The sequence below is a fragment of the Oleiphilus sp. HI0128 genome (assembly GCF_001635365.1).
Map to the genome: position 1 here is coordinate 1 of NZ_LWGG01000976.1, position 24,818 is coordinate 24,818.

Sequence of the window (24,818 nt, forward strand, 5' to 3'; positions counted from 1 at the left end):
GTTGGAGCGTTGGTTGCTCTATTTGTGATCATCGATCCGATTGGAATGGCTTTAATTTTCCATTCTTTGCTTGAAAGTGGTTCAGGTCGAAAGTTGATCGCTTTCAAGGCCTGTCTTATTTCCACGATGCTACTAGTATTGTTTGGCAATTTTGGTGAACTCCTTTTAAGTAAGCTTGCGATTAGTATTCATGCATTCAAGATATCCGGTGGCGTGCTTTTGTTTTATACGGCGTTTCGTATGGTTACCAGTAGTTTGTCTTTCGCTGGCAGCGGGAATGGCAGAGATATATCGGTTTTCCCATTGTCCATACCGCTACTTGCGGGGCCTGGCTCTTTAACAGTAAGTATTTTGTTGTTTTCTTCGACTAGTTCGGCTTTGGGCCAGCTTTCTGTGATGTTTGCCATTGTATCTATCAGCACGCTAACCTGTATTCTGATGATTTTTTCGGGCAATGTTAAACGCCTGGTTGGTGCGATAGGTGATGAAGTATTAAAACGTTTTTTAGGAATGATCTTAGCTGCACTGGCAATCCAGTTTATTCTGGATGGCTTGCGAGTATTTACTTAATGTCGGCGAATCAGCTTATGCTGCTATAAGGAATCAAAGCTTATTAAGCGCATTTTCAAGAGAAATGCTTTTTAGGTTTTGTGCCTCGGCAACGTTCTTGTTACAGAGCTCCCCATTAACAATATTCAGACCTTTCATAAAGCCCGGGTTCGTTTCCAGTGCTTTACGACAACCTCTATTAGCAAGCTCGATTACGTAAGGCGCTGTAGCGTTCGTTAAAGCTAGAGTTGAACTTCGTGCAACGGCTCCGGGCATATTGGCGACGCAATAATGTACGACATTATTTATTGTGAATACTGGCTTTTCATGAGTTGTAGGTTTTGAGGTTTCAATACATCCACCTTGGTCTATCGCCACATCTACGATCACGCTGCCGCTTTTCATCTGGCTTAGGTCAGTTTTAGTAATTAGCTTTGGGGCGGTAGCGCCGGGAATTAGCACAGCCCCAATAACAAGGTCGCAGTGAGGTAGGAGTTTGAGTAGGGCTGCGCGACTTGCGTATAGAGTTTTGATGCTGTTGCCAAACTCGCTTTCTAGTGTTCTTAGTGTTTCAATCGATTTATCGAATACGGTTACGTCGCTCCCCATGCCAACAGCGATTTTAGCAGCATTGCGGCCGACAACTCCGCCACCAAGTATCAGAACGCGTGCCGGTTCGACACCGGGGGCACCACTTAAGAGTACGCCGCGACCTCCCTGCGATTTCTCAAGGCAGTGAGCGCCTGCCTGAATTGACATTCGGCCAGCAATCTCTGACATTGGTGTAAGAAGAGGAAGGTGTCCCGCAGCATCGGAAACCGTCTCATAGGCGATGCACGTTGCTTTACTATCTAGCAAGTCGCTTGTTTGCTGAAGATCTGGTGCAAGGTGTAAATATGTAAACAGTATATGACCTGCGGTGAGCTGGCTGCGCTCCCAGGCTTGCGGCTCCTTTACCTTAAGAATCAGGTTTGCTTGGTGAAAAATATCAACAGCAGATTCGAGCACAGTCGACCCTGCGTCAAGGTATTCTTGGTTTGAAAAACCGGATCCTAATCCTGCATCTTTCTCTATAAAAACCTTATGTCCATGAGAATAGAGCTCGTGAGCAATGTTAGGCGTCATGGCGACGCGGAATTCGTTATTTTTGACTTCTTTTGGTACACCAATACGCATTGCTGACTCCTTTAAAAAACGCCAGATATGTTATTAGTATAGCTGTATTTTTAGCGGATGAAGAACGACGTAAGGGGAAGAGGAGGGGGAGTTTGTTTGAAAAGCTCCACCTCTAAGATCCTGGTTTGGGGGCTTAGAGGTGGGTACTAAGCACTCGTTAGCCGCGACGGCGAAATAGTGGTTGATTCATAAAGCTTGCTGCTTGATAAGATTCAGTAAAGTCGGACAAGCCTTCTTGTGCGACCTCAATATCTTTGTCTTCTCGAACTGCATATGCGTCAAAACCGCAGCGTTTCAGATAGAAAAGCTGGTCGTGAAGAATGTCGCCAATTGCACGAATTTCACCCTCAAAGTTCAAACGGTCGCGAAGTATACGAGCATAGGAGTAGCCGCGCCCGTCAACAAACTTAGGGAAGTTTATTGCAATAGCAGGAAGCTTATCCAGGTAGGGTGCAAGCGCTTCCGGTTCTTCGTCGCTGTCGAGCCAAACGCCAACTTCAGAAGCATCAATGCATCCAGGGTTTTCAAGCAAATAGTTTAAGGGAACAAATACCTGGCTCTGCTCAAGCTTGCCTGAAAAACCTTTATCTAGAATTTGCCACGCATCATCGACAATCTTATCTACTTTAATCAGCCTTGGCATATACGCGCTCCTTAAAAGGTAGCATTCCAATTCTACGGAATGTATCAATAAACAGTTCTTCTTCAGTTCGGTTTTCAATATAAACGTTGATAATCTTTTCAACGACTTCAGGCATCTGAGCTCTAGCGAAGGACGGGCCTAATATTTTGCCAATGGCGGCATCTTTACCCGAGTTTCCACCTAGAGATACCTGATAGAATTCTTCGCCGCGCTTATCAACACCGAGAATTCCAATGTTACCCACATGGTGATGACCGCAAGCGTTCATACAGCCTGATATATTTAAATCGATCTCGCCGATGTCATAGACATAATCTAGATCATCAAACTTGATTTGAATCTGCTCAGCTACTGGTATTGATTTGGCGTTTGCAAGGCCACAAAAGTCGCCGCCTGGGCAGCAAATAATGTCTGTAATCATGCCAAGGTTAGGCGTTGCAAAACCAGCTGCTTTAGCCTCACTCCATAATTCAAACAACATATTCTGAGGAACGTCTGCAAGAACAATGTTCTGGTCGTGTGTTACACGGACTTCACCAAAACTATACTTATCAGCCATGTCTGCAATTGTATCAACCTGCTTGTCAGATGCATCGCCTGGTGGTGTGCCCGTTTTCTTAAGTGTTAGCGTAACGATCGAGTAGCCAGGCTTTTTATGGTCATTGACATTACGCTTGATCCAATTGGCAAAGCCTTTGTGCTCGTCTTGTTGCTTAACAAAGCTTTCACTATTATCAGCAAGCGATTGGTATGCTGGTTCTGTAAAGAAGTTTTTTACACGGTCAATTTCTTCATTGGTCAGTGTTGTCGCTCCATCCTTGATATGCTCCCATTCAGCTTCAACGCGTTCTGCGAACTTGGCGGGTGTAAGGGCTTTTACAAGGATTTTAATACGAGCTTTGTATTTGTTGTCGCGGCGACCGTGAATATTGTAGACACGCAAGATCGCATCGAGATAACTAAGCAGGTGCTTCTCGGGTAAAAACTCACGAATTACCGAGGCAATGATTGGCGTACGGCCTAGCCCACCACCGGCCAAAACTTTAAAGCCAATTTCACCTGCATCGTTCTTAACAAGCTCCAGAGCAATATCATTCACTAGAGACTCAGTACGATCTGTATCACCACAAGCGTTTACCGAGATTTTGAATTTACGTGGCAAGAATGCAAACTCAGGATGGAAAGTCGACCACTGACGTATGATCTCGCAGTAAGGGCGCGGGTCTAACAATTCATTCGCTGCCACACCGGCAAACTGGTCAGTCGTGGTGTTACGAATACAATTGCCACTCGTTTGAATGGAATGCATTTCAACACTACGAAGCTCGTCAAGAATGTCTGGGACATCTTTTAGCTCGGGCCAGTTGAATTGGACGTTTTGGCGAGTAGTAAAGTGCAGGTAGCCTTTGTCGTAGTCACGACTGATTGAAGCGAGCTTCCTAAGCTGTGTGGAAGACAGCATGCCGTAAGGTACGGCGACCCGAAGCATAGGTGCTAATCGCTGGACGTATAGACCGTTTTGCAGACGTAAAGGCAAAAAGTCGTCACCTGCCAAAGTCCCTTCAAGAAAGCGTTGGGTTTGACCGCGGAACTGCTGAACCCGTTCCTGGACGATCTGTTTGTCGTAACCATCGTATTTGTACATTTAGTGCGTCTCAATCGTACTTGCTTAATATAATTTAGCCCAAAGCAGCCTGGGGCCATTTTTGCGGGCGCTAAGGGTATCAGTTTTTAATAAGCGGTTAAATAACCAGCTTATATAAGTTTGTTTAGCTATTACGGGTTTTGGTTATATAAAAGCCGTTTTTTAGCGATTAATCATAGTTTAGTACCGGACTCAACCATTTTTCTGCTTCAGTGATAGACATTGATTTACGCTTAGCGTAATCCTCGACCTGGTCTTTGGTAATTTTTCCAACAGAAAAATATTTTGAATCAGGGTGGGAATAATAAAACCCACTAACTGAAGCTGCAGGTGTCATTGCAAAGTGTTCGGTTAATGAAATTCCGGCACTGTTTTCGGGTTCCAGTAGCTTGAACAGCTCGGTCTTTTCAGTATGATCAGGGCAAGCAGGGTAGCCCGGAGCAGGGCGGATACCGCGGTATTTTTCTTTAATCAAGGCGTCGTTATCAAAGCTTTCATCTCCAGCGTAAGCCCAGAACTCTTTACGAACTCTTTCGTGCATACGCTCAGCGAAAGCTTCGGCTAGGCGGTCAGCTAGCGCTTTGACCATAATCGCGTTGTAGTCGTCATGTTTTGCTTCGAACTCGGTGGCAAGTTCTTCAGCACCGATTCCAGCGGTGACTGCAAAGCCACCGATATAGTCATTGAGACCCGTTTCTTTAGGTGCAATAAAGTCAGCTAGTGATAAGCTAAATTGATTGCCCGCTTTGTCAGATTGCTGGCGTAGGTGATTCAGGCTTAGATTTACCTTAGATCGACTTTCGTCTGCAAATACAGTAATTTCATCATCGCCTTGAGCGTTTGCTGGCCAAAATCCGATAACAGCCTTGGCTTTTAGTTTTTTATTGCTTATCAGATCCTTGAGCATTTTTTGTGCATCATTGAAAAGACTCTGAGCAGCTTCACCGATATGCTCATCTTTTAATATTTTCGGGTATTTTCCAACCAGGTCCCACGTGATAAAAAACGGAGTCCAATCGATATAGTCAACTAATTCTTCAAGTGGGTAGTCTTCAAAGATTTTGGTGCCGGTAAATTTCGGCTTAGGTGGTTCGTAGCCGCTCCAATCAAGTGACAGCTTGTTTGCTACTGCTTTTTCATAGCTTAGGAAGCTGGACTTGGCGCTGCGGTTTTTACGACGTTCGCGTACCGTCTCATATTCCACCTTCACGTTCTCGACAAAGGTGTCACGCTGTGTATCACTTAACAAAGAGGTAGCAACACTGACACTACGTGAGGCATCTGTGACATAGACTGAAATATTATTTTGATACTGAGGTTCTATCTTCACAGCGGTGTGAGCCTTAGAGGTCGTTGCACCACCGATCATTAGTGGTATATCCAAGCCTTCTCGCTGCAGCTCTTTTGCGATATGGACCATTTCGTCAAGCGACGGTGTGATTAGGCCACTAACTCCAATAATGTCTACATTATGTTCTTTGGCGGCAGCAAGTATTTTATCGGCAGGAACCATTACACCAAGATCTATTACTTCATAGTTGTTGCACTGTAAAACGACACCAACGATATTCTTGCCGATATCATGTACATCGCCTTTAGCGGTGGCCATTAGGATTTTACCCTTGGTCGTTTGTTTATCACTTTTTTCTGCTTCAATGAAGGGGACGAGATGTGCGACTGACTGTTTCATTACCCGGGCGCTTTTAACGACTTGTGGTAAGAACATTTTACCTTCGCCAAATAGGTCGCCTACGACATTCATTCCATCCATTAAAGGGCCTTCGATGACCTCAATTGGTCTCGCTGCTTTGACGCGAGCTTCTTCGGTATCTTCTGTAATAAAGGTGGTAATACCTTTAACAAGCGCGTGTTCGAGTCGCTTTTCGACAGGCAGCTTACGCCACTCTAGATCCTCTTTCTTCTTCTCACCGGCTTCACCGCGGAAATTATCAGCTATTTCAAGAAGTCGATCAGTTGAGTCGTCCCGTCTATTTAGGACAACATCTTCGACGCGCTCTTTTAGCTCTGGATCAATATCGTCATAGATAACTAGTTGTCCGGGATTGACGATACCCATGTTCATACCGGCTTTTATGGCGTGATAAAGAAAGACGGAATGAATAGCCTCGCGTACTGGGTTGTTGCCGCGGAAGGAAAACGAGACGTTACTAACGCCACCAGAGACACTTGCATAGGGTAGGTTTTGACGAATCCAGCGAGTAGCTTCGATAAAGTCAACGGCGTAGTTGTTATGTTCTTCGATACCTGTTGCGACCGCAAAAATATTCGGGTCAAAAATAATATCTTCAGGAGGCATGCCTAAGCCAACCAATACGTCGTATGAGCGCTTACAAATCTCTATCTTACGATCTAAGGAGTCGGCCTGACCCTTCTCATCGAAAGCCATCACTACCGCGGCCGCACCGTAACGAATACAGGCTTTCGCATGATCGATAAATTGCTCTTCGCCTTCCTTCAAGCTAATTGAGTTAACGACAGCCTTCCCTTGTACGCAACGCAGTCCGGCCTCAATTACTTCCCACTTAGAGGAGTCAATCATAATTGGTGCTTTGGAGATATCTGGTTCTGAAGCGACGAGGTTGAGAAAGTGGACCATCGCTTCTTTGGATTCCAGCATGCCTTCATCCATATTGATATCGATGATTTGTGCGCCGTTTTCAACTTGCTGTCTTGCAACGTCGAGTGCTTCTTCAAACTCTTCGTCTTTAATAAGCCTCAAAAACTTCTTTGAACCAGTAACGTTAGTGCGCTCACCGACATTAATGAATAGTGAGTCTTCATCTGTAACAAAAGCTTCTAAGCCGGAAAGGCGAAGTTTGGGTTTGATCTGTGGAATAGCCCTTGTACTGTGTTTCTCCATACGTCGTGCGATTTCAGCAATGTGCTCTGGTGTTGAACCGCAGCAGCCACCGATAATGTTGATTAAATTATCTTTTGCGAAGGTCTCAACGATATCGGCCATTTCTTCAGGTGTTTGATCGTATTCACCAAACTCATTCGGCAGGCCTGCGTTAGGGTGGGCGCTAACATAGCATTCGCCCTTGGTAGATAACTCTTCAATGTAGGGCCGAAGTGCATCGGCACCCAGAGCGCAGTTAAAACCGATGCTCAGAGGCTTGCAGTGCTTAACAGATATTAGGAAGGCCTCAGCTGTCTGCCCGGACAGAGTACGGCCCGAGGCGTCAGTGATGGTGCCTGAAATCATGATTGGCAGTTTCAGTTTGGAATCCTGAAAGTATTGTTCAACTGCATAAATAGCTGCTTCAGCATTAAGCGTATCGAATATGGTCTCGATCATGATTATGTCGGCACCGCCTTTTACCAAGGCATCGGTGGCTTCATAATAATTGTCGTAAAGCTCTTCGAAAGTGACGTTTCTAAAACCCGGGTCGTTAACGTCGGGGCTAATGGATGCCGTACGTGATGTTGGGCCAACGACACCTGCAACAAATCTTGGCTTGTCGGGCGTTTCAGCGGTCTTCTTCTCCGCTTCTTCACGTGCAATACGTGCAGCTTCGAAATTTAACTCGTATACAAGCTCTTCCATGCCATAGTCAGCTTGGGAAACTTTGGTCGAGTTGAAAGTGTTTGTTTCAATTATATCTGCGCCTGCATCTAGATATTGTTTATGGATGCTAGCAATGGCGTCTACTTGAGTCAGGCATAATAGGTCATTATTGCCTTTAACTTCCGAAGGGTGGTCTTTGAACCTTTCACCGCGATAGTCTTCCTCTTCAAACTTAAAGCGCTGGATCATTGTTCCGGTAGCGCCATCCAGTATTAGGATGCGCTTGCTTAGCGCGTCGTTCAAAAGCTGAGTTCTATTTTGTATGTTGGACATTAAATGTGTATTCCCAAAATAAGGTGAAATAGCACGCAATTCTATGCGATGTTGTAGAAAGCGCTATCTTAGCGGAAATAAAAGTATATTGAAATATTTTGATATAGAAAATAATATCTAAAAACCTGACAATTTCTGCTCTCACACAAGCGTGAGTATAAAACGATTACCTGAGTATTTTACTAAGTCTTTATCCCAGAGTCCAAAACCCGTATTATATGCGCAAATAATTTCATCGAGGCTTACTTCATTATGGTCACTGTTTCCGAATCAGCTCAACATTATCTCGCTCAACTTGTCTCTAATCAGGAGTCAAATGGTATGGGCGTTAGAATGTTTGTTACTCAGCCAGGCACTAAATTTGCCGAGACCTGTTTGGCCTATTGTCAGCCTGAAGATATCGTTGAAGACGATGAAGTGATGGAGCTAGAAGGCTTTAAACTTTACCTCGAGAAGAAAAGCGTTCCATTTCTAGATGAAGCATTTGTAGATTACGCAGAAGAAAAAATGGGTGGCCAGCTGACAATTAAAGCGCCAAATGCCAAGATGCCAAAGATAGATGAAAATTCCAGCTTGTCAGAGCGTATCACCTATATTCTTGTTACGGATATTAACCCTGGTTTGGCATCGCATGGTGGTGATGTATCACTTGTTGAAATAACTGAAGATCAAATTGCGGTACTTCGCTTCGGTGGCGGTTGTCAGGGGTGTAGTGCAGTTTCAATTACCTTGAAGGACGGTGTCGAAAAGCGTTTGTTGGAGGTTGTTCCTGAGCTAAGTGGCGTGCGTGATGTAACAGATCACTCCGTTACGGATAATGCTTATTATAAATAAGCGAACTCTGGTATCAGAATAGCGCTCTTAGAGCTTAGGTTCTAGGTACAACTAGTTAGTCGTTCTAAAAAAGGAAGGTCAATGATCTTCCTTTTTTTATGCTTGATTGTGGCTCAGGTTAGGATCATTTCGCTGTATTCACATGCTATTTCGTATACTATGGCCCGACTTACATCTTAATTTTTAATATTATCTTCATAATAATTTTAATAACACTATGCAGCCTGATTACGATACTCAACTAACCAACAAGAAATCCGAATTTAGCATCAAAGTCCTGATGCAAAAAATCCTTTCCTACTCAATTCTATGTCTTTTGTTCGTAACGATTATTTCGGGCACTAGTGAGAATATGCATGCACAGATGCTTAAGCTTGGCAGCTATTTTTGGGAGGACTACTTTATTCTTCGGGGTGATGAGCCCACTGCAGACTGTGAATATCAGTTTGATATCGAAGCCAGGTTGGATGAATTAGAACAAGAGCACCTTGCAGAAAATGAAGACTTCGATTTATTTGCGACTGAGTTTGATCGTGATTCAGCTCGTAATTCCTTAGCTAGCCAAATCAGGCTATGCCAGAAGCAGCATGCTGATGCCCAGACCTATCGAGCTCAAATGAATGTTTGGGTTCGTACTTTTAAAGATCTTGAGCACACCTTTGCTCAAGTTAGTTTGCTTGCTATTGAGAATCAAAAACTTACTTTGATATTGCTGCTGGCACTGTCTGCGTTTATCACAACATGGAAGCGTAATCATATTGCGTTTAGGTCGATTCATAGTCGAATGGATCACTACGTTTCGAATGTAGGGCAGTTGTTTGCCAATGCCTGTCTTGGGTTGTCTACCGTCGCGTTTTACCAAGGCTCTTACGCATCGGGGACTGAGGTTACCAACCCTGAGTTAATGATTATCCTTATGCTCGGGTGTTTTAGCTTATGCGGTCTGAATCTATATCAGTTACTCAATCCATCGCCAGATCTTGAGCCTGGAGGTAAACCCTGGCTTGCCTTTATAGCGATACCTATTCATAGTATTATGCTGTTAGCAGCGATCTTTCAGTTTTTTATTGTTGAGTCGCACTATCCAGGTATTGCTATCTATTTTACTCAAATCTTTCAGCTAACTAATCTTCATTTAGCAATTGGTCTTTATATTCTGGTTGGTATGCTGCTTAAAGAAACGCTTCTTGGTGCAAAATTGTTTGAGGTGTTTAAACCTTGGCACCTGCCGCCTGAATTGCTTGCATTTGTTGCTATCGCATTGATGGCATTCCCGACTGCTTATACCGGTGCTTCGGGCATTATCATTATTGCGATGGGCGCGGTTGTTTATCAAGAGATGAGGCGAGTAGGGACTCGTCGTCAGTTGTCGCTTGCCGTGACAGCAATGACGGGTTCAGGTGTTGTGCTAAGGCCTTGTTTGCTTGTAGTTGGTATTGCAATACTTAATAAAGAAGTTGTGACAGACGAGCTGTTTCATTGGGGCTTCAGGGTTTTTCTTCTGAGTATGCTCGTGTTTGCGGTATTTGCAATGATTACACGAAAGGACCCTATGAAAATTGTACCGGCAAGTGAAGCATTGTTACCTTCTCTTAGAAATTTGATGCCACTTCTTCCTTATGTTGGGATTCTGGTCGCTGCGCTCTTTCTTTACGACATATTGCTAGATGCTCAACTTGACGAATTTACGGCACCTGTCATGCTGCCAATTATCGTTATGGCAGTTTTAGTGTTTGAACGTAAATTTAGTAGGGATTTCCATCAGCGAAATGAAAGTGCTAAGGCGAGTCCGACGATATCTTCAGCCTTTTCCAGTTCTGTAGATAACTCATCCATACAAATTGGCGCCTTACTGATGTTAATGGCTTGCTCGTTTACAGTTGGCGGCATTATAGAACGGGGCGGCGGCGTACTAGAGATACCCGAATTCTTCGGCTCTACCTACGGCACGATGGCGTTTCTCGTTCTGTTTTTGGTGATGATCGGCATGGTAATGGACCCCTTTGGTGCGCTTATCCTGGTTACAGGTACGATTGCTCCGGTTGCTTATGCTGCCGGAATCAATCCGATTCACTTCTGGATGACCTGCTTGATGGCTTTCGAACTTGGTTATTTGAGTCCGCCGGTTTCGTTAAATCACCTACTTACCCGTCAGGTTGTGGGTGATGAGGAAGTCAGTCTCGCTTTAAAAGAGGGCGATTCCTTTTATTATCGCCACGAGCGTTTACTTCTTCCGCTTATGGTTATGGGTACAACACTCATTCTTGTTGCTTTCGTTCCATTAGCATTCATCGATCAATAAGGTTGCTAGAATGGAACGCGTAGCAAAACGTGAGGAGCAATTAGAGCAACTTGAACGGCAGAGTGAAAGTGACTTGCCAGAAATAATTTCTGGCATGAGTGATGAACAATTTGAAGCTGTGTTTGATTTGGTTGAGTCGGTGCTCGAACGTGAAAGAAAAGGATTTGATCGTTTTTTCGAGTCTATCTCTCAAACGCTTAGATATATCCCCAACTTTCTCGTGCTTGCGATTACAAACAAATATATCGACCCACCCATTGCGGCAAGAATTACATCTAAGCTCCCCATTAAGAGTGCTGTTCAAATAGCAAAAGGTTTGTCTGTTGAGTATGTCTGTGAAACAGCGGTCTTTATGAATGAGCGCTATGCAGCCGAATTGCTAGCTCGGCTGCCGAAAAAACAGGCGCAAGATGTAATTGCCTGCTTGGCTGAGCAACACCCCTTGCGTGTATTGGATATACTGGAATATGCAGACAAAAGCTTGTTAAAAAGCATGGTTAAGCACGGTTTGACGCTGGCAGTACTTGAAAAAGACTTAAACGAGTTGAGGCTAGTGACCTTTAAGAAGCTGCACGCATTAGCGTAGTTCGCCAAGCAAAGCTCGCTAAAGATGCTTCGCGAGGTGCTCTGCGGCTTTGTCGAAAAGATCCTCTCCTTTATCGATCCAATGAATTTCCTGCCCCTTCTTTTCTATATTCCTAAACCACTTACTTTGTTGTTTTGCAAAAGCGTGAATGGCTGAATTGAGTTTTTGGTACATATCGTTGTAACTCAGCTCACCTTGCAAGTATTGTGCGACAAAGCGATATTCAAGGCCGAAGAAGTGTAACTTTTCCCAGGGAAGGCCTTGTTGTCTGAGTGTTTCTACTTCCTCTATCATGCCTTCTTCAAGCCGTGCCTTAAGCCTCGCTGTGATTCTAGCCTTTATTTCTTCGCGCTCTAAGCGAATGCCTATCGTAAGGGGTGTAAAAGTGGGAAGCTCCAGTGGCTTTAGATCTTTGCTGTCGGCTACTGCTATTTCGATTGCTTTAATGATGCGGTCTCGGCTTAACAAGTCGGTTGTGTTGTGTAAATTTTTGTCAAAACTTAGCAATAGCTCGATTAATTCGCGTTCTGATTTATTTTCCATTTCCTGACGTGCTTTTTCGTCAGACTTCGCTATCGTTAATTCATAACGGTTTAATATGGCATCTAGATACATCCCTGTTCCGCCCACTAAAAACGGCAGTTGTTCGCGTTTGACGATATTGGTGAAAGCTGTGGAGAAATGTTGGGCGTAGGCGAAAAGGTTGAATTCCTCTTGCGGCTCCACAATGTCGATTAGGTGATGGGGGACTTCTTCGTATTCATCGAGATCTTTGCCTGTACCAATGTCCATGCCCCGGTATACCTGGCGAGAGTCGGCAGAGATTATCTCACCTGAAAACTGACGGCAAAGCTCTACAGCTAATGAGGTTTTACCACTTGCCGTAGGGCCTAGAATGGTAACTAGTTTGGCTTGATGAGAATCTGTCATATTAATCTGTAATAAGTATTGAACTAACAAACACTTCGTTATAGTGTGGGAAATAAGTAGATATAAAACTGCCAGCTATTATAACTGGCCAGTTACCGTGAATCGCTATCTTATAACAATTACATGATAAATACGGCTACTTTGCTGGACACTTGTACCATAAAAACGAAGATATAATCTTGCAAACCTTGAGTTAACAAGAACCTAAACAAGGAATTCTTTTCGGAATGAAGGTCTACAACGTCTTAATAGCGCTGGTATTAATATTAGCAAGCACGTCTGCATACTCTCTAGAGAAAAAAACATTTTGTATTTGGGATCCGGTTGGGCGTAATGGCCCGGTTATGTCTTTTTATTCTGACTTAATACCAAAAGCTCAATCATGGGGCTTGAGTATCAGGTTTGTTGCATATACTGACGAAAAGGTCGCCGCAAGTGAGTTTAAAGCAGGGCGCTGTGAAGCCGTACTTTTGAGCGCAATACTTTCACGCCAATTCGTTAAATTTGGCGGCACAATGGATGCTATTGGCGCGATTACCTCCCAGAAAGGCCTTGAACTCGCCTTGGGTACGTTGGCTCGTCCTCGTGCCGGTAAGTTGATGACCCAGGGTAATTACGAAGTGGTTGCAACTTTTCCGGTAGGGTCAATGTTTGCCTTTGTAAATGACCGATCGATAGAAAGTATCGATGACTTTGCTGGTAAAAAACTGGCAATTCTTAATGGAGACCCCCAGGCTAAAAAGTTTGCCGACTTGGCGGGTGCTTCTCCCTTCAATGTTTCTCTGACCACTTTTGCAGGGCAATTCAATAATGGTAATGTCGATATTTTGTTGATGCCAGCTTTGGCCTATAACACATTTGAGCTATACAACGGATTAGGTGACAAGGGCGGGATAATTGATTACCGACTTTATTATGGCATGCTGCAAACAATCGCTAAGCGTGATCAATTCCCTGAGGTATGTTCCAGGAACCGAAAAGCCAGAAAGCGTGAGTGCGTTAGCTTTGGCCACAAAATGCGTAATTATATCCTGACACGAATGGATGATATGGAACGAATGGTTAAGGATGCTGAGAATGAAATACCTCAAAACTACTGGATCGAGATTAGTCAGTTTACTAAGGATGATATTGATCATTTCAGTAAACGTGTACGCATGGCACTAAAGGCAGACAAGGTCAATCATCCTACGGCACTTAAGTTACTCTGGAAAATTCGTTGCCGTCTGGATCGTTCTCGTGGCGAGTGTGCTGCAAACGCTAAACCAGAATAGCTACTTGATGAATAAGAAAGCCCCTACAAATTATCCTTTGTAGGGGCTTTTTTGTTGGGTTTTAGTTTGGAGTAGAAGTAAGGATGTTTTCTGTGCCTTGCTTACCCGCAGTCTTCTCTTCCAGCTTGAGTAGAATTGCGGGTAGCGCTATAAAGTCGAATATCAGTGCTAGCGTAATCGTTGTTGCAGTGAAGATACCCATGTGGGCGTTCATGTTGAAGTTGGACAATGCAAGCACCATAAACCCTGCGACTAAAACGAAGGTTGTCACCCAAAGTGCAGTACCAACGGTTGCGAAAGCATATTGCACCGCTTGCTCGCTAGTATAGCCTTTCTCACGCCTAGCCCTTCGATACTTGCTTAAAAAGTGGACGGTATCATCAACGACGATACCCAGGACCATACCTGTTGCGGTACCTACGGATATGCCAACATTACCGTTGAAGATACCCCACAAACCAAATGCAGCACCAATAGGTATAAGGTTAGGGATTAGGCTAACCAAGCCCAGTTTGACTGACCTGAGTACGATCACCATGATGATACAAATTAGTATCAATGCATAACTTACCCCCGAAACCATACTCATAACGTTTCGCTCACCGATATGAGAGAACATGATATTCGGGCTCGCAGCATAGAACTCAGTAATATCGGTATTTGTCTCAAGCCATTCAGCAATATCCTTTTCAAGCGCTAAGGTTTTGTAGCTTGGTATATTGTTTAGTACAACAGTTAGTTTGATAGATGATTTATCTACGTTTAACTGGTTGTTGAGATCCAGCCCATAGGGGAGCGACATTTCATATAACAGTAAATATTGTGCCGCTAAATCTTGTGACTCCGGTAGCCGGAAGTATGACTCATCATCGGCATGCATATTTTTATTCAGGCGCTTGAATATCTCGGTAATCGTATCGACATGAACAACTTCTTCTCGAGCTTCAAGCCATTGGCTGAATGCCTCGACCTGTTGTAAGAATTTCGGGTTGCTTATCTCACCGGATTCTCCGGCAACTAGTGAGTATTCAATTGTATAAATGCCAGAAAGGTTTTCAGCGGTAAAGTCGGTGTCTTTTCTAAATTCTACACTTTGCTTGAAGTAACCGACAAAGTCGTCATTTATCATATTTAATGGTATAGCAGAGAAAATGGCGATTGTTACCAAGCCGGTACCGATCAAAATTTGTCTGCGTTTGTTAATGACGAAATTAGCGATTGCATCAAGGCCTTTGTGTGCTTTATCTGCTTGCTTCTTCTCTTTTACCGGTAGCACCATAACCAGTGCTGGAAGTAAAAATACTGATAGAAAGAATGCTGCAACGACGCCCATAGCTACAGTATTACCTAAATCTCTGAAGGGTGGAACTTCACTAAAGTTAAGTGTCATAAAGCCAACAACTGTTGTGATGCTGGTGATGAAAACCGGCTGGAAATTGATACGTATGGCTTCTTGCATTGCTTCGGCTTTAAGCATTCCGTGCCGCATGTTAAATAGAAAGGTCACTAGAATATGAACGCAATCGGCAACGGCCATTGTCATGATTACCGTGGGCGCTGAGGTGCTTGGACCGGTAAGCGTCCATCCTAGCCAACCGAACATTCCCATTGCGCTGACGATAGACATTATTATGACAACCAAGGTTACGGCGGTACCGGTGAACGAACGTAAAAGCAATAATAAGGTGAAGATTATTATCACAAACATGACCGGAAACAGGTTTGCAAGGTCGTCCTGGGCTGATTCAGAAAAGGCATTGCCTAGCATCACGCTACCTGTGATATAAACATCCAGGTGGGGGTAGTCTTCTTCAAACTGGGCAATCATCACACGTGCTTGCGCTACTAGTTCGGGAATCTCCTGTTCGGTCAATTGAGGAAGTTGAACTGTGGTATTGACCGCAGTAACATGCGCTTGCTTGGAAATAAGGCGACTTTCTAGCAGCGGCTCGCTAAGCGCAATCCGTTTAATCTCGTCCAAATCGGCTTCATCTGGAAATTCAACCAGGTCGTTAACGAGCAAGTCATCTTCTTCGGCTTTTGTATATTGGAAGTTTGTGATTGAATCGACGCGTGTTGAATAAGGCAATTGCCAAGCTCTATCAGTTAGATCTTTAACTGCATTCAAGGTTGGAACGGTAAATACCTCGCCATCTTTCGGCGCTAGAACAACAAATATATTGTCTGATTTTGAATAGGTGTTTTGGAGTGTTTCAAATGCTACCAATTGTTCATTATCTTCTGAAAAGAATACTCGATAGTTTGAGCTGAACCCAATATTGCTAGCTCCGCTTGCTATAAAAAATACAATAGCTAAGGAGGCAATGATGATTAACCATCTGAACTTAATAATCTGCGCGGCAAGTCTATCGACCATAACAATGAACCTTGTAGTAAAAAGTCTTATTTTTGTGGCTGCTAACAATAGTATGTTATTGCCCCGTTGTTCTAATTTAATGCAATCAAACGCTAAATTTTGATGCTTTTATTGTAGTGCTGTTCCTATTTTGGTGTTAATAGGCTAAATTTAGAAATAATGTTCCGTATATGGAATGTATGCGGCTAACTCTAAATGCGAGAGTAAGAGAAGGGTACGAATTGATGCAAGACTTAAATGAAATGGCGATATTTGCAGTGGTTGTCGGATCGGGAAGCTTCACCAAAGCAGCGGACAAACTTAAGCTACCTAAATCTACCGTAAGCCGAAAAGTGAGTCAGCTCGAAAAGCGTATAGGTGTGCGACTTATTAATCGTACAACACGCAACTTAAAGCCGACAGAAACCGGTAAGTTGTATCATGAGCATTGCGTCAAAATGCTTGAGCAAGCTGAAGAAGCTGATCGTGTTGTTAATAATATGCAAGCTGAGCCAAGCGGTACGCTCAGGATTAGTACGCCGCTGTCTTTTGGTACACCTTTCTTCATCAGCACGATTAAACGATTTATGGAGCAGTATCCAAAAGTTAATGTCGAGATCTTCTCCGATGACAAACTGGTTGACTTACTAGAGCAGGAAATCGATGTGGCTTTTCGAATTGGCCCATTATCTGATTCTAGTCTGGTAGCACGAAATCTCGGAACCGCGCGATTGTCACTGTGTGCTTCTCCTGAGTATATTGCTAAAAACGGCATCCCTAAAACGATTCAGGCTATCGAAGATCATACCTGTGTCTCTCACCCAGCATCCGCTTGGGCTTTTCAAACGAATAACGGTATATACGAGTTTGAACCAAAGTCTCGCCTAGTGGCTAATGACATGGAAGTGCTGCGTCGAATGGTTATAGAGGGGGTTGGTGTTGGCGCTTTACCTCAGATTATTATTAGTGAAGATGTCAGGGCGGGGCGTTTGGTTACGCTACTTGAAGATGCACCATTTCAGGAAAGAACCTTTTACCTGGTTTATCCTAGCCGTAGAGAGCCACCTTCGAAGGTTATGGCCTTTACAGATTTTATTTTCTCAAGTTGTAAGCCGGTGCCACCATGGGAAACATTGAAGGAAGTATTTAATACGAATAAGAACTTGGAAAGTGTGCAAACTGCACTTGGCGAATCCTAGGTTTTATAATAGTATTTTTGGGTCAGAATTGGTTATGAGTGAGTACGGCAATGAGTGATGATGAGTTATTTGCAGAAGAAATGCAGGGAGTTACTCGTTTTGAAAGTAGCAAAATTTCTTCAAACAAAGTAGAGGAAGAAACACCAGGAAAGCGTGTTAGGCGCAAACTTGCCGTTGCCGATAAACTTACCGTAGATCCTCTAGCCTCCACCGAAGTGCCTATGCTGAAATCAAATGACATACTTGATTATAAGCGCGATGGTGTCCAGCACGGTGTGTATAAAAAACTAAGGATGGGGCGCTATGAATTAGATGCACGTTTGGACTTACATCGAATGACCGTTGAACAAGCAAGGCGCGAAGTATTCCGCTTTATTGATGAGTGCTCCAGGTACGAGCTTAGAGCAGTTATTATTTTACATGGGAAGGGAGATCGAAATCCTGACAAACTTGCCTTGTTAAAGAGCCATTTAGCGATTTGGCTTCCTCAACTAGACCAGGTAATAGCCTTTCATTCTGCTCAACCGCAGCATGGCGGCACTGGTGCAGTCTACGTAATGCTTCGCAAGGGTGACACTGCTAAACAAAATAATAGAGAGCGTCACGGACTACGTTGAGTCAACAAATCTTAATAAAGTGTAAGTGACTCTAAGTTACTTGGGTGTTAGCATCTAGACGTTAAAAAAATAATAAGATCTTACGTTCGGCGCTGGCCGTGTTTTGATCGCATTTAAAATACTTCTTGCCCTAAGAAGTATAAAAAATAATTAGCATTACTAAGTTCAACTATTTCTATAAAAACTATCTATAGCTTTGGCCAGACAAAGCTTTCTAGCTAGGAGGCAGAATGAAACTCAAGATTAATGGCGCGCCCATATCAATCGACGTCGAGCCAGATACGCCACTCCTTTGGGTGATTCGTGATGAGGTTGGTCTAAAGGGCACCAAGTTTGGTTGTGGTGCGGGTTTGTGTGGAGCGTGTACTGTTCATCTTAATGGTGTCGCCATTCGCTCTTGCATTACCCCTGTTTCGTCAGTGGAAGGCCAAAATATCTCTACCATTGAAGGATTGGCCAGTAAAGATGGTCAGTTGCACCCGCTACAAGAAAGCTGGATTAAACATAACGTACCGCAATGTGGTTATTGTCAGCCTGGACAGCTTATGTCCGCAGCCTCGCTCTTGAAAGCTAATGCAAACCCTAGTGATGAAGATATTGACAATGCGATGTCCGGTAACCTTTGTCGCTGCGGTACTTATTCCCGAATCAAGGCTGCCATTAAAGACACTGTTGCATCACAGCAAATTGCTGCCGATCTATCCTACAAAGCAAAGGTATGAAGCGCTCATAATGCATTCTAATCTCATGAACAAATCTAAAGAGCTTTTACCTGATACAGCGATAAATCGTAGGGATTTTCTTAAAGTTGGTTTAGGCGCTGCTGGCGGCCTTAGCGTGGCGATAACATTGCCAGGCTGCAGTACGCTAAGAAACAATGAACTATCAAATACTGGTAGCTGGTTGGCTAATGCCTGGCTCGAGATACGGCCAGATAACTCTGTGATCTTCACTTTAGATAGAGTAGAGATGGGTCAGGGCACTTACACGGGTATTACAACGCTGCTGGCTGAAGAGCTAGATACCTCACCAGATACTATTCAGGTTGTTTTTGCCGGGGCAAACGCAGCTTATCGCAACCCGGATTATGGCTTGCAGCTAACCGGGGGTAGTAACAGTCTTTCAAGCAGTTGGAGCCAGATTCGCGAGGCAGGGGCTGCTGTACGGACTTTATTGCTACAAGCAGCGTCAGAAGCATTTGCGTTACCACAAGATAACTTAGAGTGCCGTAATGCTTATGTCAGCGTTAAGTCTACCGGCAAAAAAGTGAGTTTTGGTGCTTTGGCTAAACTAGCTTCTCAGCAAGATTTACCGCAGGAAATAAAGGTAAAAGAACCGGCTCAATTCAAGTACATAGGGAAATTCGACGCTCGACTTGATGCAGCTGCAAAGGTAAAAGGGGAAAGCGCTTATGGAATCGATGTTGAATTGCAGGATCTTAAATACTGCGTTGTAGAGCGGGCTCCGAAATATGGGGGCAAACTTAAGTCTGCGAATATCGAAGTCGCTCTTCAGCAGAAAGGTGTTGTCTCGGTTCTTGAGGTTTCCCGTGGTATAGCTGTCGTCGCAAACTCCTATTGGCAAGCAAGGAAAGCATCAAAAGTACTAGAGGCGCAGTGGGCATTTAGTGAAGAGAGTGTTGAAACTAGTGATGCAATCAGCAACCTATATCTGGATAAGCTTGCAAATGATTCCGGCAAATCTATTCGTCAAGACGGCGATACAGCGGAGCTTCTCGAGGCTGATGGCCATATAGAAGAGTTTGAGTTTACAGCGCCTTTTCTTGCTCACGCCACCATGGAGCCAATGAATGCCGTTGCAAGGGTTAGCAAGGGGAAGGCGGAAGTATGGGCTGGAACTCAAGCCCCTGACGTAGCACAAGTTGCAGTCGCAAAAGCGACCAATATCGATCTGGACAATGTAACTATTCATAACCAGTTTCTAGGGGGTGGCTTCGGTAGACGCTTAAGTCAAGATTATATTGCCGAGGCTGCTGAGGTTGCGGAAAAAACCGGACTGACAATTAAACTGGTTTGGTCCAGAGAAGAAGATATCAAGCACGATTTATTTCGACCAGCAAGTTTGCACAAGGTTCGGGCTGCGCTCGACACTAAAGGCCTACCTGTCGCCTGGGAGCATCAAATTGTCGTGCCCAAGATTATGGATTGGTATGTATGGGACGCTTCACCAGCTATGTTTCCTTGGGCGCCTGAGTTTATGTACCCAATGCTGGGGCATGCCGGGCTAATGACCGAGGGAACGCCAATCACTCCAGCTGATACTTCGCCTTATGAAGGTGCTGCCGACTTTCCTTATACGATACCAAATATCAGTGTTAAGCATATCAAGGCCGATGCTGGCGTACCGATAAGCTACTGGCGTTCAGTTGGCCACTCATTTAACGCTTTCGTTGTGGAGAGTGCAATTGATCAGTTAGCTCAGTCAGCTGGACTAGATGCATATCAGTTCCGCAAACAGTATTTAGGTAATTCACCGCGACTACTTAAAGTGTTGAACCTGGTTGCAGAAAAAGGTGGGTGGGGGCGTACGCTGCCTAAAGATGTCCACCAAGGTATCGCTGTGCATAAGTCTTTCGGCTCTTATGTTGCGCAACTAGTTGAACTTAAAGTTGAATATGGACAAGTTAAGCTTCTGACGGTGCATTGTGCCGTAGATTGCGGCATGGTTGTAAACCCTGATATCGTTACAATGCAGATGGAAAGCGGAATTATATTTGGTGCGACTGCCGCACTCTATGGAGAGATTACTTTTGCTGAAGGTGAGGTTATGCAAAGTAATTTTCATGACTATCCTTTGATGAGGATGAATGAATCTCCAGATATTAAAACTTATATTGTCCCGTCAGACGACTCGCCAAGCGGTGTGGGCGAGCCTGGCTTGCCACCGATTGCACCAGCAATCGCTTCTGCTTTGTATAAAGCTACGGGTAAGCGATTTAACTCTATGCCTTTTAAGCTAAGTTAATATGTATGAACAAAACAAGCATGTATTGAATTCGATTAAAGAGTGGCTAGCTCGTGACGAAAAGGTCTTTTTGGTAACGGTTGTTACAACATGGGGAGCTTCCCCTCGTCCGCCCGGTAGTCTGTTTGCCTATAACTCAAGTTTAGGTATGCAAGTAGGTTCTTTGTCAGGTGGTTGTATTGAAGACGCTCTAGTTGAACACCTAAGCCTTGGAAATACCCAATACCCCTTTATCAAAGTCTTTGGTGATCACCCTGATGATGCGCAGCGTTATATGCTGCCTTGTGGCGGTACAATGTCTCTGCTCATAGAGGCCTTGGACAACACTCACCTTTCATACATCTCAAAAATTATATCTACGCTTGATTCCAGGAAATGGCTTAAGCGTGAAGTTTGTTTAGATACTGGTCAAGCAGATATTAGAGTCATGAATCATAAGGAAGCGCATGACATCGATAAGGTTAGTCTCGATAATGCTCGCTTCACTCATGTGCTCGGCCCGATCTATCAAGTACTAATCGTAGGTGTGGGTGAGGTTGCAAGGAATCTCTTGAATATTTTAAAGGCGATCGATTTCCATGTTGAGCTCTGCGATGCGCGTAGTAACGTGGTTGATAGGCACGATGCTAAAAGCTGGGATACTCCGCTGCATCTTTGCTTACCAGATGATCTGATAAAAGAGCGATTTTCTGATTCCTATTCTGCTGTGCTGGCTTTGGCTCACGACCCAAGAGTTGATGATCTTGCGGTGATGGCGGGTTTGCATAGCCGATGCTTTCTGGTCGGCGCAATGGGGTCTCAAAATACTACCAGCAAGCGTTTGCAGCGGCTGCGCACCCTCGGTTTCGCTTCTGAAGAATTAGCAAGGCTAAATGCGCCAATTGGATTTCCGATTGGCAGTAAGCTACCTGCTGAGATCGCTGTATCTATCGCTGCGCAATTAATTCAGGAAAGGAACAAAGTTTCCGCAAAAATGATTGACTCACGGCGCCTTTGTTCAGGATGAGTAGCATATATGTAATCAAATGAAACTGCTGTTACCTGGGCTTACAAATCAAAAGTTAAATAATGTTATTTCTTAATTTGCTGTGCTTAATCTCATTTTAAAGTGAGTCAATATTTGCCAGACTTAGCTCAGTTAATTTCCAGTCTTAATTTATTATTGGTATCAGGGATTCATAGGTGAGCCAATTAGCTCTTTATAATCAATTTAATTTGCGAGCACCGCTAAAAGTTTCGGACGATCATGCTATTCAAGTAGCAGAGCTAGCCGAAGATGGAATTTATTTTGCTCAGCACGACATTCTCACAATGCTGCCCAATACGAGCCCAACTGGAGACCAGCTGCTTAAGCTTTACGAAGAGCTGGTTGAGAATGTAAAGCGTGAGCATAATTATTTATATGCAGATATCGCTCGTATTCATGAAGACGATGTTCATGGCGTGGTATTGCGTAGTCAGTACATTTCTGAGCATACGCACAACGAAGATGAAGCGCGCTTCTTTATTGAGGGGGCAGTACTCGTATATATCCATGTTCAGGAAAAGATACATATACTTCAATGTGGGGCTGGAGATTTATTGATTATTCCAAAAAAAGTTAAGCATTGGATGGACATAGGTCCGCAACCTCATTTTACTGCCATCAGGTGGTATAACACTCGTGGAGGCTTACAGACCGAGTTTACTGGTTCTTATGTTGCTGAGTCTACACCTCGCTGGGAAACTATTTATAACGACTCGAACTCTAAGCGTTGACAATAAGCTAAAAGCCCTCCAGTATTGGCTTATGACTACTATTAATCAAAACACAGCACCTGCAATGAAAGATCTCATGCTTTGTGCCTATGCCTTAATCGCTATTCGTGGTTTAGGCAAGGTTGCCAGCATGCGATGGTGTGTGCGCGCCCGTATGGCAATGCTCGCTGTGTTTCTGAAGAAGTAGTCTGTTTTATAAGCCTTTCAAGTCACAGCAAGAAAATGCAGTGACTTATCGTTTCACCCACCTTATATCGCTGTATTTTCTTTAATTAAACTAACTATTAAAAGAGGATATAGCATGTCTGTGCCCGTGGCGTATGCCACCATTATAATAATCTGGTCGACTACTCCCTTAGCTATTCAGTGGAGCAGTGAAACGATAACGCCCATTAGTGCAATTACGCTGCGAATGTTGTTAGCGGCCGCTATCGGCTATGCGATCTTACGCCTTTTTAAGATTAAACTCTCGTGGACAGCGCGAGCTATTAAAGTTTATGCCGCTTCTTTGCTTGGCGTTTTTCTGGCCATGCTGTGCACTTACATAGCGGCGGCATACGTACCTTCGGGCATTATTTCGGTGATTTATGCACTATCTCCAGTGATATCTAACTTGTTATCACATGTGTTGATTGGCTCTGCTAAGTTTACTCGCGCACGCTGGTTTGCTTTTGGTATATCTTTTTCTGGGCTTTTGCTGATCTTTAAAGATGACTGGGTGGTGATGGACAAAGGCTGGTTTGGCTTATTATTGCTTTTGTTAGCTGTCAGCTTATATAGTCTTGGTGGCGTGTTAGTTGAAAAGCAGAAGTTTAAGGCACACCCATTAAGCATTACGGTAGGCACTTTATTACTATCGGTGCCGCTATTTATTGCAGCATGGTTTGTGATGGATGGTCAGCTTCCGTACCTTGATTGGGGAACACGTTCGCCATGGTCTGTTTTGTATCTAGCGATAGCCGGCTCACTATTGGGCTTTGCATGTTACTTTTTTATTATTAAAGAGCTGGGTGCAACGGCTGTTGCAATGGTGACTCTGATGACACCTGTTTTTGCTTTGGCTTTGGGTGCCTTTTTTAATGGTGAACACATTAGCGAAGTAATGCTAATCGGTACCGCGTGTATCCTTTCAGGGTTAGTTCTTTATTACTGGAGCGCTTCAGAGCGTAAGCTTGATAAGCATAAAAATAGTGAGTCTGTTGAAGTTGCGGGCTGAATGAGGCACCGGCGATTCAGGTTGAATTGCCGGTGTTATATGCTATTTGGTGTCGTATGACTAGTGCTTAATCGATTGAAAATACTGCGCTAATGGTCGCATTGTATTCAATTTCTTTTTGCTGGTAGGTATTACTTTGGCTGTCGCTCATTTCAGCACTCATTGCCATGGCGCGCATTTGTGGGGCTGGTCTTGCTTCGTTGCTAACATGCTTTACATTTAAAATTTTCCCCAAGCTTACTTCGAAGCCTTGGGCAATGGTAGCTGCTTTATTTTTTGCTTTATTAATTGCTTTGTTTAAGGCTTTGCGTTTTAGCTTCTGTTTGTTCTTAAGTGTGAATCTTATACTCCCTAGATGAGATGCTTCTGTGCGGGTGATGTCTTGGATAAGAGCCTGGAGTTGCGCAAGATCATTTAGTTTAAACTCAATTTTGCGCGTAATTTGATTACCTTTGAAATCTCGCTGGTTATTTCGGTATTCGTATTGTGGGTGTAATTGTGTATTGCTTGTGTCGAGGGAGTTCTCTTGAATATCGTATTCTTCTAGTTTTGACAGGAAAGGGCGGACCAGCTTGTCGACGGCTCTTCTCGCTTTTTCTGCTTCAAACTTTGTTGCAGAGAAAGTAATATTAATTATGGCTTGATCGGGCAAGGACTTTGCGCTTGCTGTCGTGCTGACTTCGATAAAGGGTAAGTCAGAATGCGTTTGATCATGGGCCAGGCAAAGACTACTTACTAAGAATGAAAACAAAAAAAGTGATATGAATCGCATGCTTGTGCTCCGTATTAATATTTGGTGTATACCTATACCAGTCTAGTCATTAAAGTTGTAGTTACCATAGGTTCATTCCATCGCAGCGAAACCATTGTTCACGTTATTAGGTGT

General features: G+C 43.9%; 20 protein-coding genes. 13 read left to right on the plus strand and 7 right to left on the minus strand.

Annotated features, from left to right (window positions below; all coding sequences use genetic code 11):
* Positions 1 to 570 (plus strand): MarC family protein (locus A3763_RS16055; protein WP_231872225.1); only part of this gene is annotated, 570 nt, incomplete at its 5' end.
* 33 nt (positions 571 to 603) lie between these two features.
* On the opposite strand, the gene ald is transcribed toward A3763_RS16055, so the two are convergent.
* The 4 genes from ald to metH form a co-directional block, all read right to left on the minus strand.
* On the minus strand, positions 604 to 1,725 hold the full coding sequence (ald, locus tag A3763_RS16060; RefSeq protein ID WP_068507523.1) for an alanine dehydrogenase: 1,122 nt from the start codon (positions 1,723 to 1,725) through the stop codon (positions 604 to 606).
* A gap of 157 nt (positions 1,726 to 1,882) precedes the next feature.
* The gene (locus A3763_RS16065) at positions 1,883 to 2,368 is read right to left on the minus strand and encodes a DUF934 domain-containing protein (RefSeq protein ID WP_068507521.1); all 486 of its coding nucleotides are present in this window, start codon (positions 2,366 to 2,368) and stop codon (positions 1,883 to 1,885) included.
* Positions 2,352 to 4,013: a nitrite/sulfite reductase gene (locus A3763_RS16070; protein ID WP_068507518.1), complete on the minus strand. Its 1,662-nt coding sequence runs from the start codon at positions 4,011 to 4,013 to the stop codon at positions 2,352 to 2,354. Before A3763_RS16070 ends, A3763_RS16065 begins: the two co-directional genes overlap by 17 nt.
* Positions 4,014 to 4,182: 169 nt before the next feature.
* Positions 4,183 to 7,875 carry a methionine synthase gene (metH, locus tag A3763_RS16075; protein ID WP_068507516.1) on the minus strand — a complete coding sequence of 1,231 codons (3,693 nt, stop codon included), beginning with the start codon at positions 7,873 to 7,875 and terminating at the stop codon, positions 4,183 to 4,185.
* Positions 7,876 to 8,124: 249 nt separating this feature from the next.
* Here metH and nfuA point away from each other — a divergent pair, with 249 nt between their 5' ends.
* From nfuA to A3763_RS16090, 3 genes are all read left to right on the plus strand, one after another.
* Entirely contained in the window at positions 8,125 to 8,709 is a 585-nt protein-coding gene (gene nfuA, locus A3763_RS16080; protein WP_197469755.1) for a Fe-S biogenesis protein NfuA, read from the plus strand.
* A gap of 280 nt (positions 8,710 to 8,989) precedes the next feature.
* Positions 8,990 to 11,011 (plus strand): TRAP transporter large permease subunit, encoded by a 2,022-nt coding sequence (locus A3763_RS16085; RefSeq protein ID WP_068507511.1) that lies wholly within the window; start codon positions 8,990 to 8,992, stop codon positions 11,009 to 11,011.
* Positions 11,012 to 11,021: 10 nt separating this feature from the next.
* Positions 11,022 to 11,597: a magnesium transporter MgtE N-terminal domain-containing protein gene (locus tag A3763_RS16090; protein ID WP_068507510.1), complete on the plus strand. Its 576-nt coding sequence runs from the start codon at positions 11,022 to 11,024 to the stop codon at positions 11,595 to 11,597.
* 18 nt (positions 11,598 to 11,615) lie between these two features.
* Here the strand turns inward: A3763_RS16090 and miaA are convergent, their stop codons facing one another.
* Complete coding sequence (gene miaA, locus A3763_RS16095; protein WP_068507507.1) at positions 11,616 to 12,527, minus strand: tRNA (adenosine(37)-N6)-dimethylallyltransferase MiaA; 912 nt, start codon at positions 12,525 to 12,527, stop codon at positions 11,616 to 11,618.
* Between the two features lie 227 nt (positions 12,528 to 12,754).
* Between miaA and A3763_RS16100 the strand changes: the two genes are divergently transcribed.
* Positions 12,755 to 13,801 carry a putative solute-binding protein gene (locus tag A3763_RS16100; protein ID WP_068553859.1) on the plus strand — a complete coding sequence of 349 codons (1,047 nt, stop codon included), beginning with the start codon at positions 12,755 to 12,757 and terminating at the stop codon, positions 13,799 to 13,801.
* Between the two features lie 61 nt (positions 13,802 to 13,862).
* Here A3763_RS16100 and A3763_RS16105 read toward each other — a convergent pair whose 3' ends face one another.
* Positions 13,863 to 16,178, minus strand: a complete 2,316-nt coding sequence (locus tag A3763_RS16105; protein WP_068507504.1) for an RND family transporter — start codon at positions 16,176 to 16,178, stop codon at positions 13,863 to 13,865.
* A gap of 224 nt (positions 16,179 to 16,402) precedes the next feature.
* Between A3763_RS16105 and A3763_RS16110 the strand changes: the two genes are divergently transcribed.
* From A3763_RS16110 to A3763_RS16140, 8 genes are all read left to right on the plus strand, one after another.
* Entirely contained in the window at positions 16,403 to 17,356 is a 954-nt protein-coding gene (locus A3763_RS16110) for a LysR family transcriptional regulator (protein WP_068507501.1), read from the plus strand.
* A 38-nt stretch (positions 17,357 to 17,394) separates the two neighbouring features.
* Entirely contained in the window at positions 17,395 to 17,973 is a 579-nt protein-coding gene (gene smrA / locus A3763_RS16115; RefSeq protein ID WP_231872226.1) for a DNA endonuclease SmrA, read from the plus strand.
* Between the two features lie 230 nt (positions 17,974 to 18,203).
* A complete protein-coding gene (locus tag A3763_RS16120; RefSeq protein WP_068507497.1) occupies positions 18,204 to 18,695 on the plus strand; it encodes a (2Fe-2S)-binding protein in 492 nt (163 codons plus the stop codon).
* A 10-nt stretch (positions 18,696 to 18,705) separates the two neighbouring features.
* The gene (locus A3763_RS16125; protein ID WP_082865120.1) at positions 18,706 to 20,958 is read left to right on the plus strand and encodes a molybdopterin cofactor-binding domain-containing protein; all 2,253 of its coding nucleotides are present in this window, start codon (positions 18,706 to 18,708) and stop codon (positions 20,956 to 20,958) included.
* Position 20,959: 1 nt separating this feature from the next.
* A complete protein-coding gene (locus A3763_RS16130; RefSeq protein WP_068507492.1) occupies positions 20,960 to 21,964 on the plus strand; it encodes an XdhC family protein in 1,005 nt (334 codons plus the stop codon).
* Between the two features lie 176 nt (positions 21,965 to 22,140).
* Positions 22,141 to 22,716 (plus strand): hypothetical protein, encoded by a 576-nt coding sequence (locus A3763_RS16135; RefSeq protein ID WP_068507490.1) that lies wholly within the window; start codon positions 22,141 to 22,143, stop codon positions 22,714 to 22,716.
* A 31-nt stretch (positions 22,717 to 22,747) separates the two neighbouring features.
* Positions 22,748 to 22,903 carry a hypothetical protein gene (locus tag A3763_RS27650; RefSeq protein ID WP_156490323.1) on the plus strand — a complete coding sequence of 52 codons (156 nt, stop codon included), beginning with the start codon at positions 22,748 to 22,750 and terminating at the stop codon, positions 22,901 to 22,903.
* Positions 22,904 to 23,017: 114 nt separating this feature from the next.
* Positions 23,018 to 23,932 (plus strand): DMT family transporter, encoded by a 915-nt coding sequence (locus tag A3763_RS16140; protein WP_068507487.1) that lies wholly within the window; start codon positions 23,018 to 23,020, stop codon positions 23,930 to 23,932.
* Between the two features lie 67 nt (positions 23,933 to 23,999).
* Here A3763_RS16140 and A3763_RS16145 read toward each other — a convergent pair whose 3' ends face one another.
* Positions 24,000 to 24,704, minus strand: coding sequence for an SIMPL domain-containing protein (locus A3763_RS16145; protein WP_068507485.1), 705 nt, complete (start codon positions 24,702 to 24,704; stop codon positions 24,000 to 24,002).
* Positions 24,705 to 24,818 lie beyond the last annotated feature (114 nt).

Excerpts from the sequence above, each read along its gene's own strand:
- A3763_RS16125 (WP_082865120.1), top strand. The coding sequence starts at position 18,706 with ATGCATTCTAATCTCATGAACAAATCTAAAGAGCTTTTACCTGATACA.
- metH (WP_068507516.1), bottom strand. The coding sequence starts at position 7,875 with ATGTCCAACATACAAAATAGAACTCAGCTTTTGAACGACGCGCTAAGC.
- A3763_RS16140 (WP_068507487.1), top strand. The coding sequence starts at position 23,018 with ATGTCTGTGCCCGTGGCGTATGCCACCATTATAATAATCTGGTCGACT.
- A3763_RS16090 (WP_068507510.1), top strand. The coding sequence starts at position 11,022 with ATGGAACGCGTAGCAAAACGTGAGGAGCAATTAGAGCAACTTGAACGG.
- A3763_RS16130 (WP_068507492.1), top strand. The coding sequence starts at position 20,960 with ATGTATGAACAAAACAAGCATGTATTGAATTCGATTAAAGAGTGGCTA.
- A3763_RS16105 (WP_068507504.1), bottom strand. The coding sequence starts at position 16,178 with ATGGTCGATAGACTTGCCGCGCAGATTATTAAGTTCAGATGGTTAATC.
- miaA (WP_068507507.1), bottom strand. The coding sequence starts at position 12,527 with ATGACAGATTCTCATCAAGCCAAACTAGTTACCATTCTAGGCCCTACG.
- A3763_RS16070 (WP_068507518.1), bottom strand. The coding sequence starts at position 4,013 with ATGTACAAATACGATGGTTACGACAAACAGATCGTCCAGGAACGGGTT.
- ald (WP_068507523.1), bottom strand. The coding sequence starts at position 1,725 with ATGCGTATTGGTGTACCAAAAGAAGTCAAAAATAACGAATTCCGCGTC.
- A3763_RS16145 (WP_068507485.1), bottom strand. The coding sequence starts at position 24,704 with ATGCGATTCATATCACTTTTTTTGTTTTCATTCTTAGTAAGTAGTCTT.
- A3763_RS16085 (WP_068507511.1), top strand. The coding sequence starts at position 8,990 with ATGCAAAAAATCCTTTCCTACTCAATTCTATGTCTTTTGTTCGTAACG.
- A3763_RS16100 (WP_068553859.1), top strand. The coding sequence starts at position 12,755 with ATGAAGGTCTACAACGTCTTAATAGCGCTGGTATTAATATTAGCAAGC.
- A3763_RS16120 (WP_068507497.1), top strand. The coding sequence starts at position 18,204 with ATGAAACTCAAGATTAATGGCGCGCCCATATCAATCGACGTCGAGCCA.
- A3763_RS16065 (WP_068507521.1), bottom strand. The coding sequence starts at position 2,368 with ATGCCAAGGCTGATTAAAGTAGATAAGATTGTCGATGATGCGTGGCAA.
- A3763_RS27650 (WP_156490323.1), top strand. The coding sequence starts at position 22,748 with ATGACTACTATTAATCAAAACACAGCACCTGCAATGAAAGATCTCATG.
- A3763_RS16110 (WP_068507501.1), top strand. The coding sequence starts at position 16,403 with ATGCAAGACTTAAATGAAATGGCGATATTTGCAGTGGTTGTCGGATCG.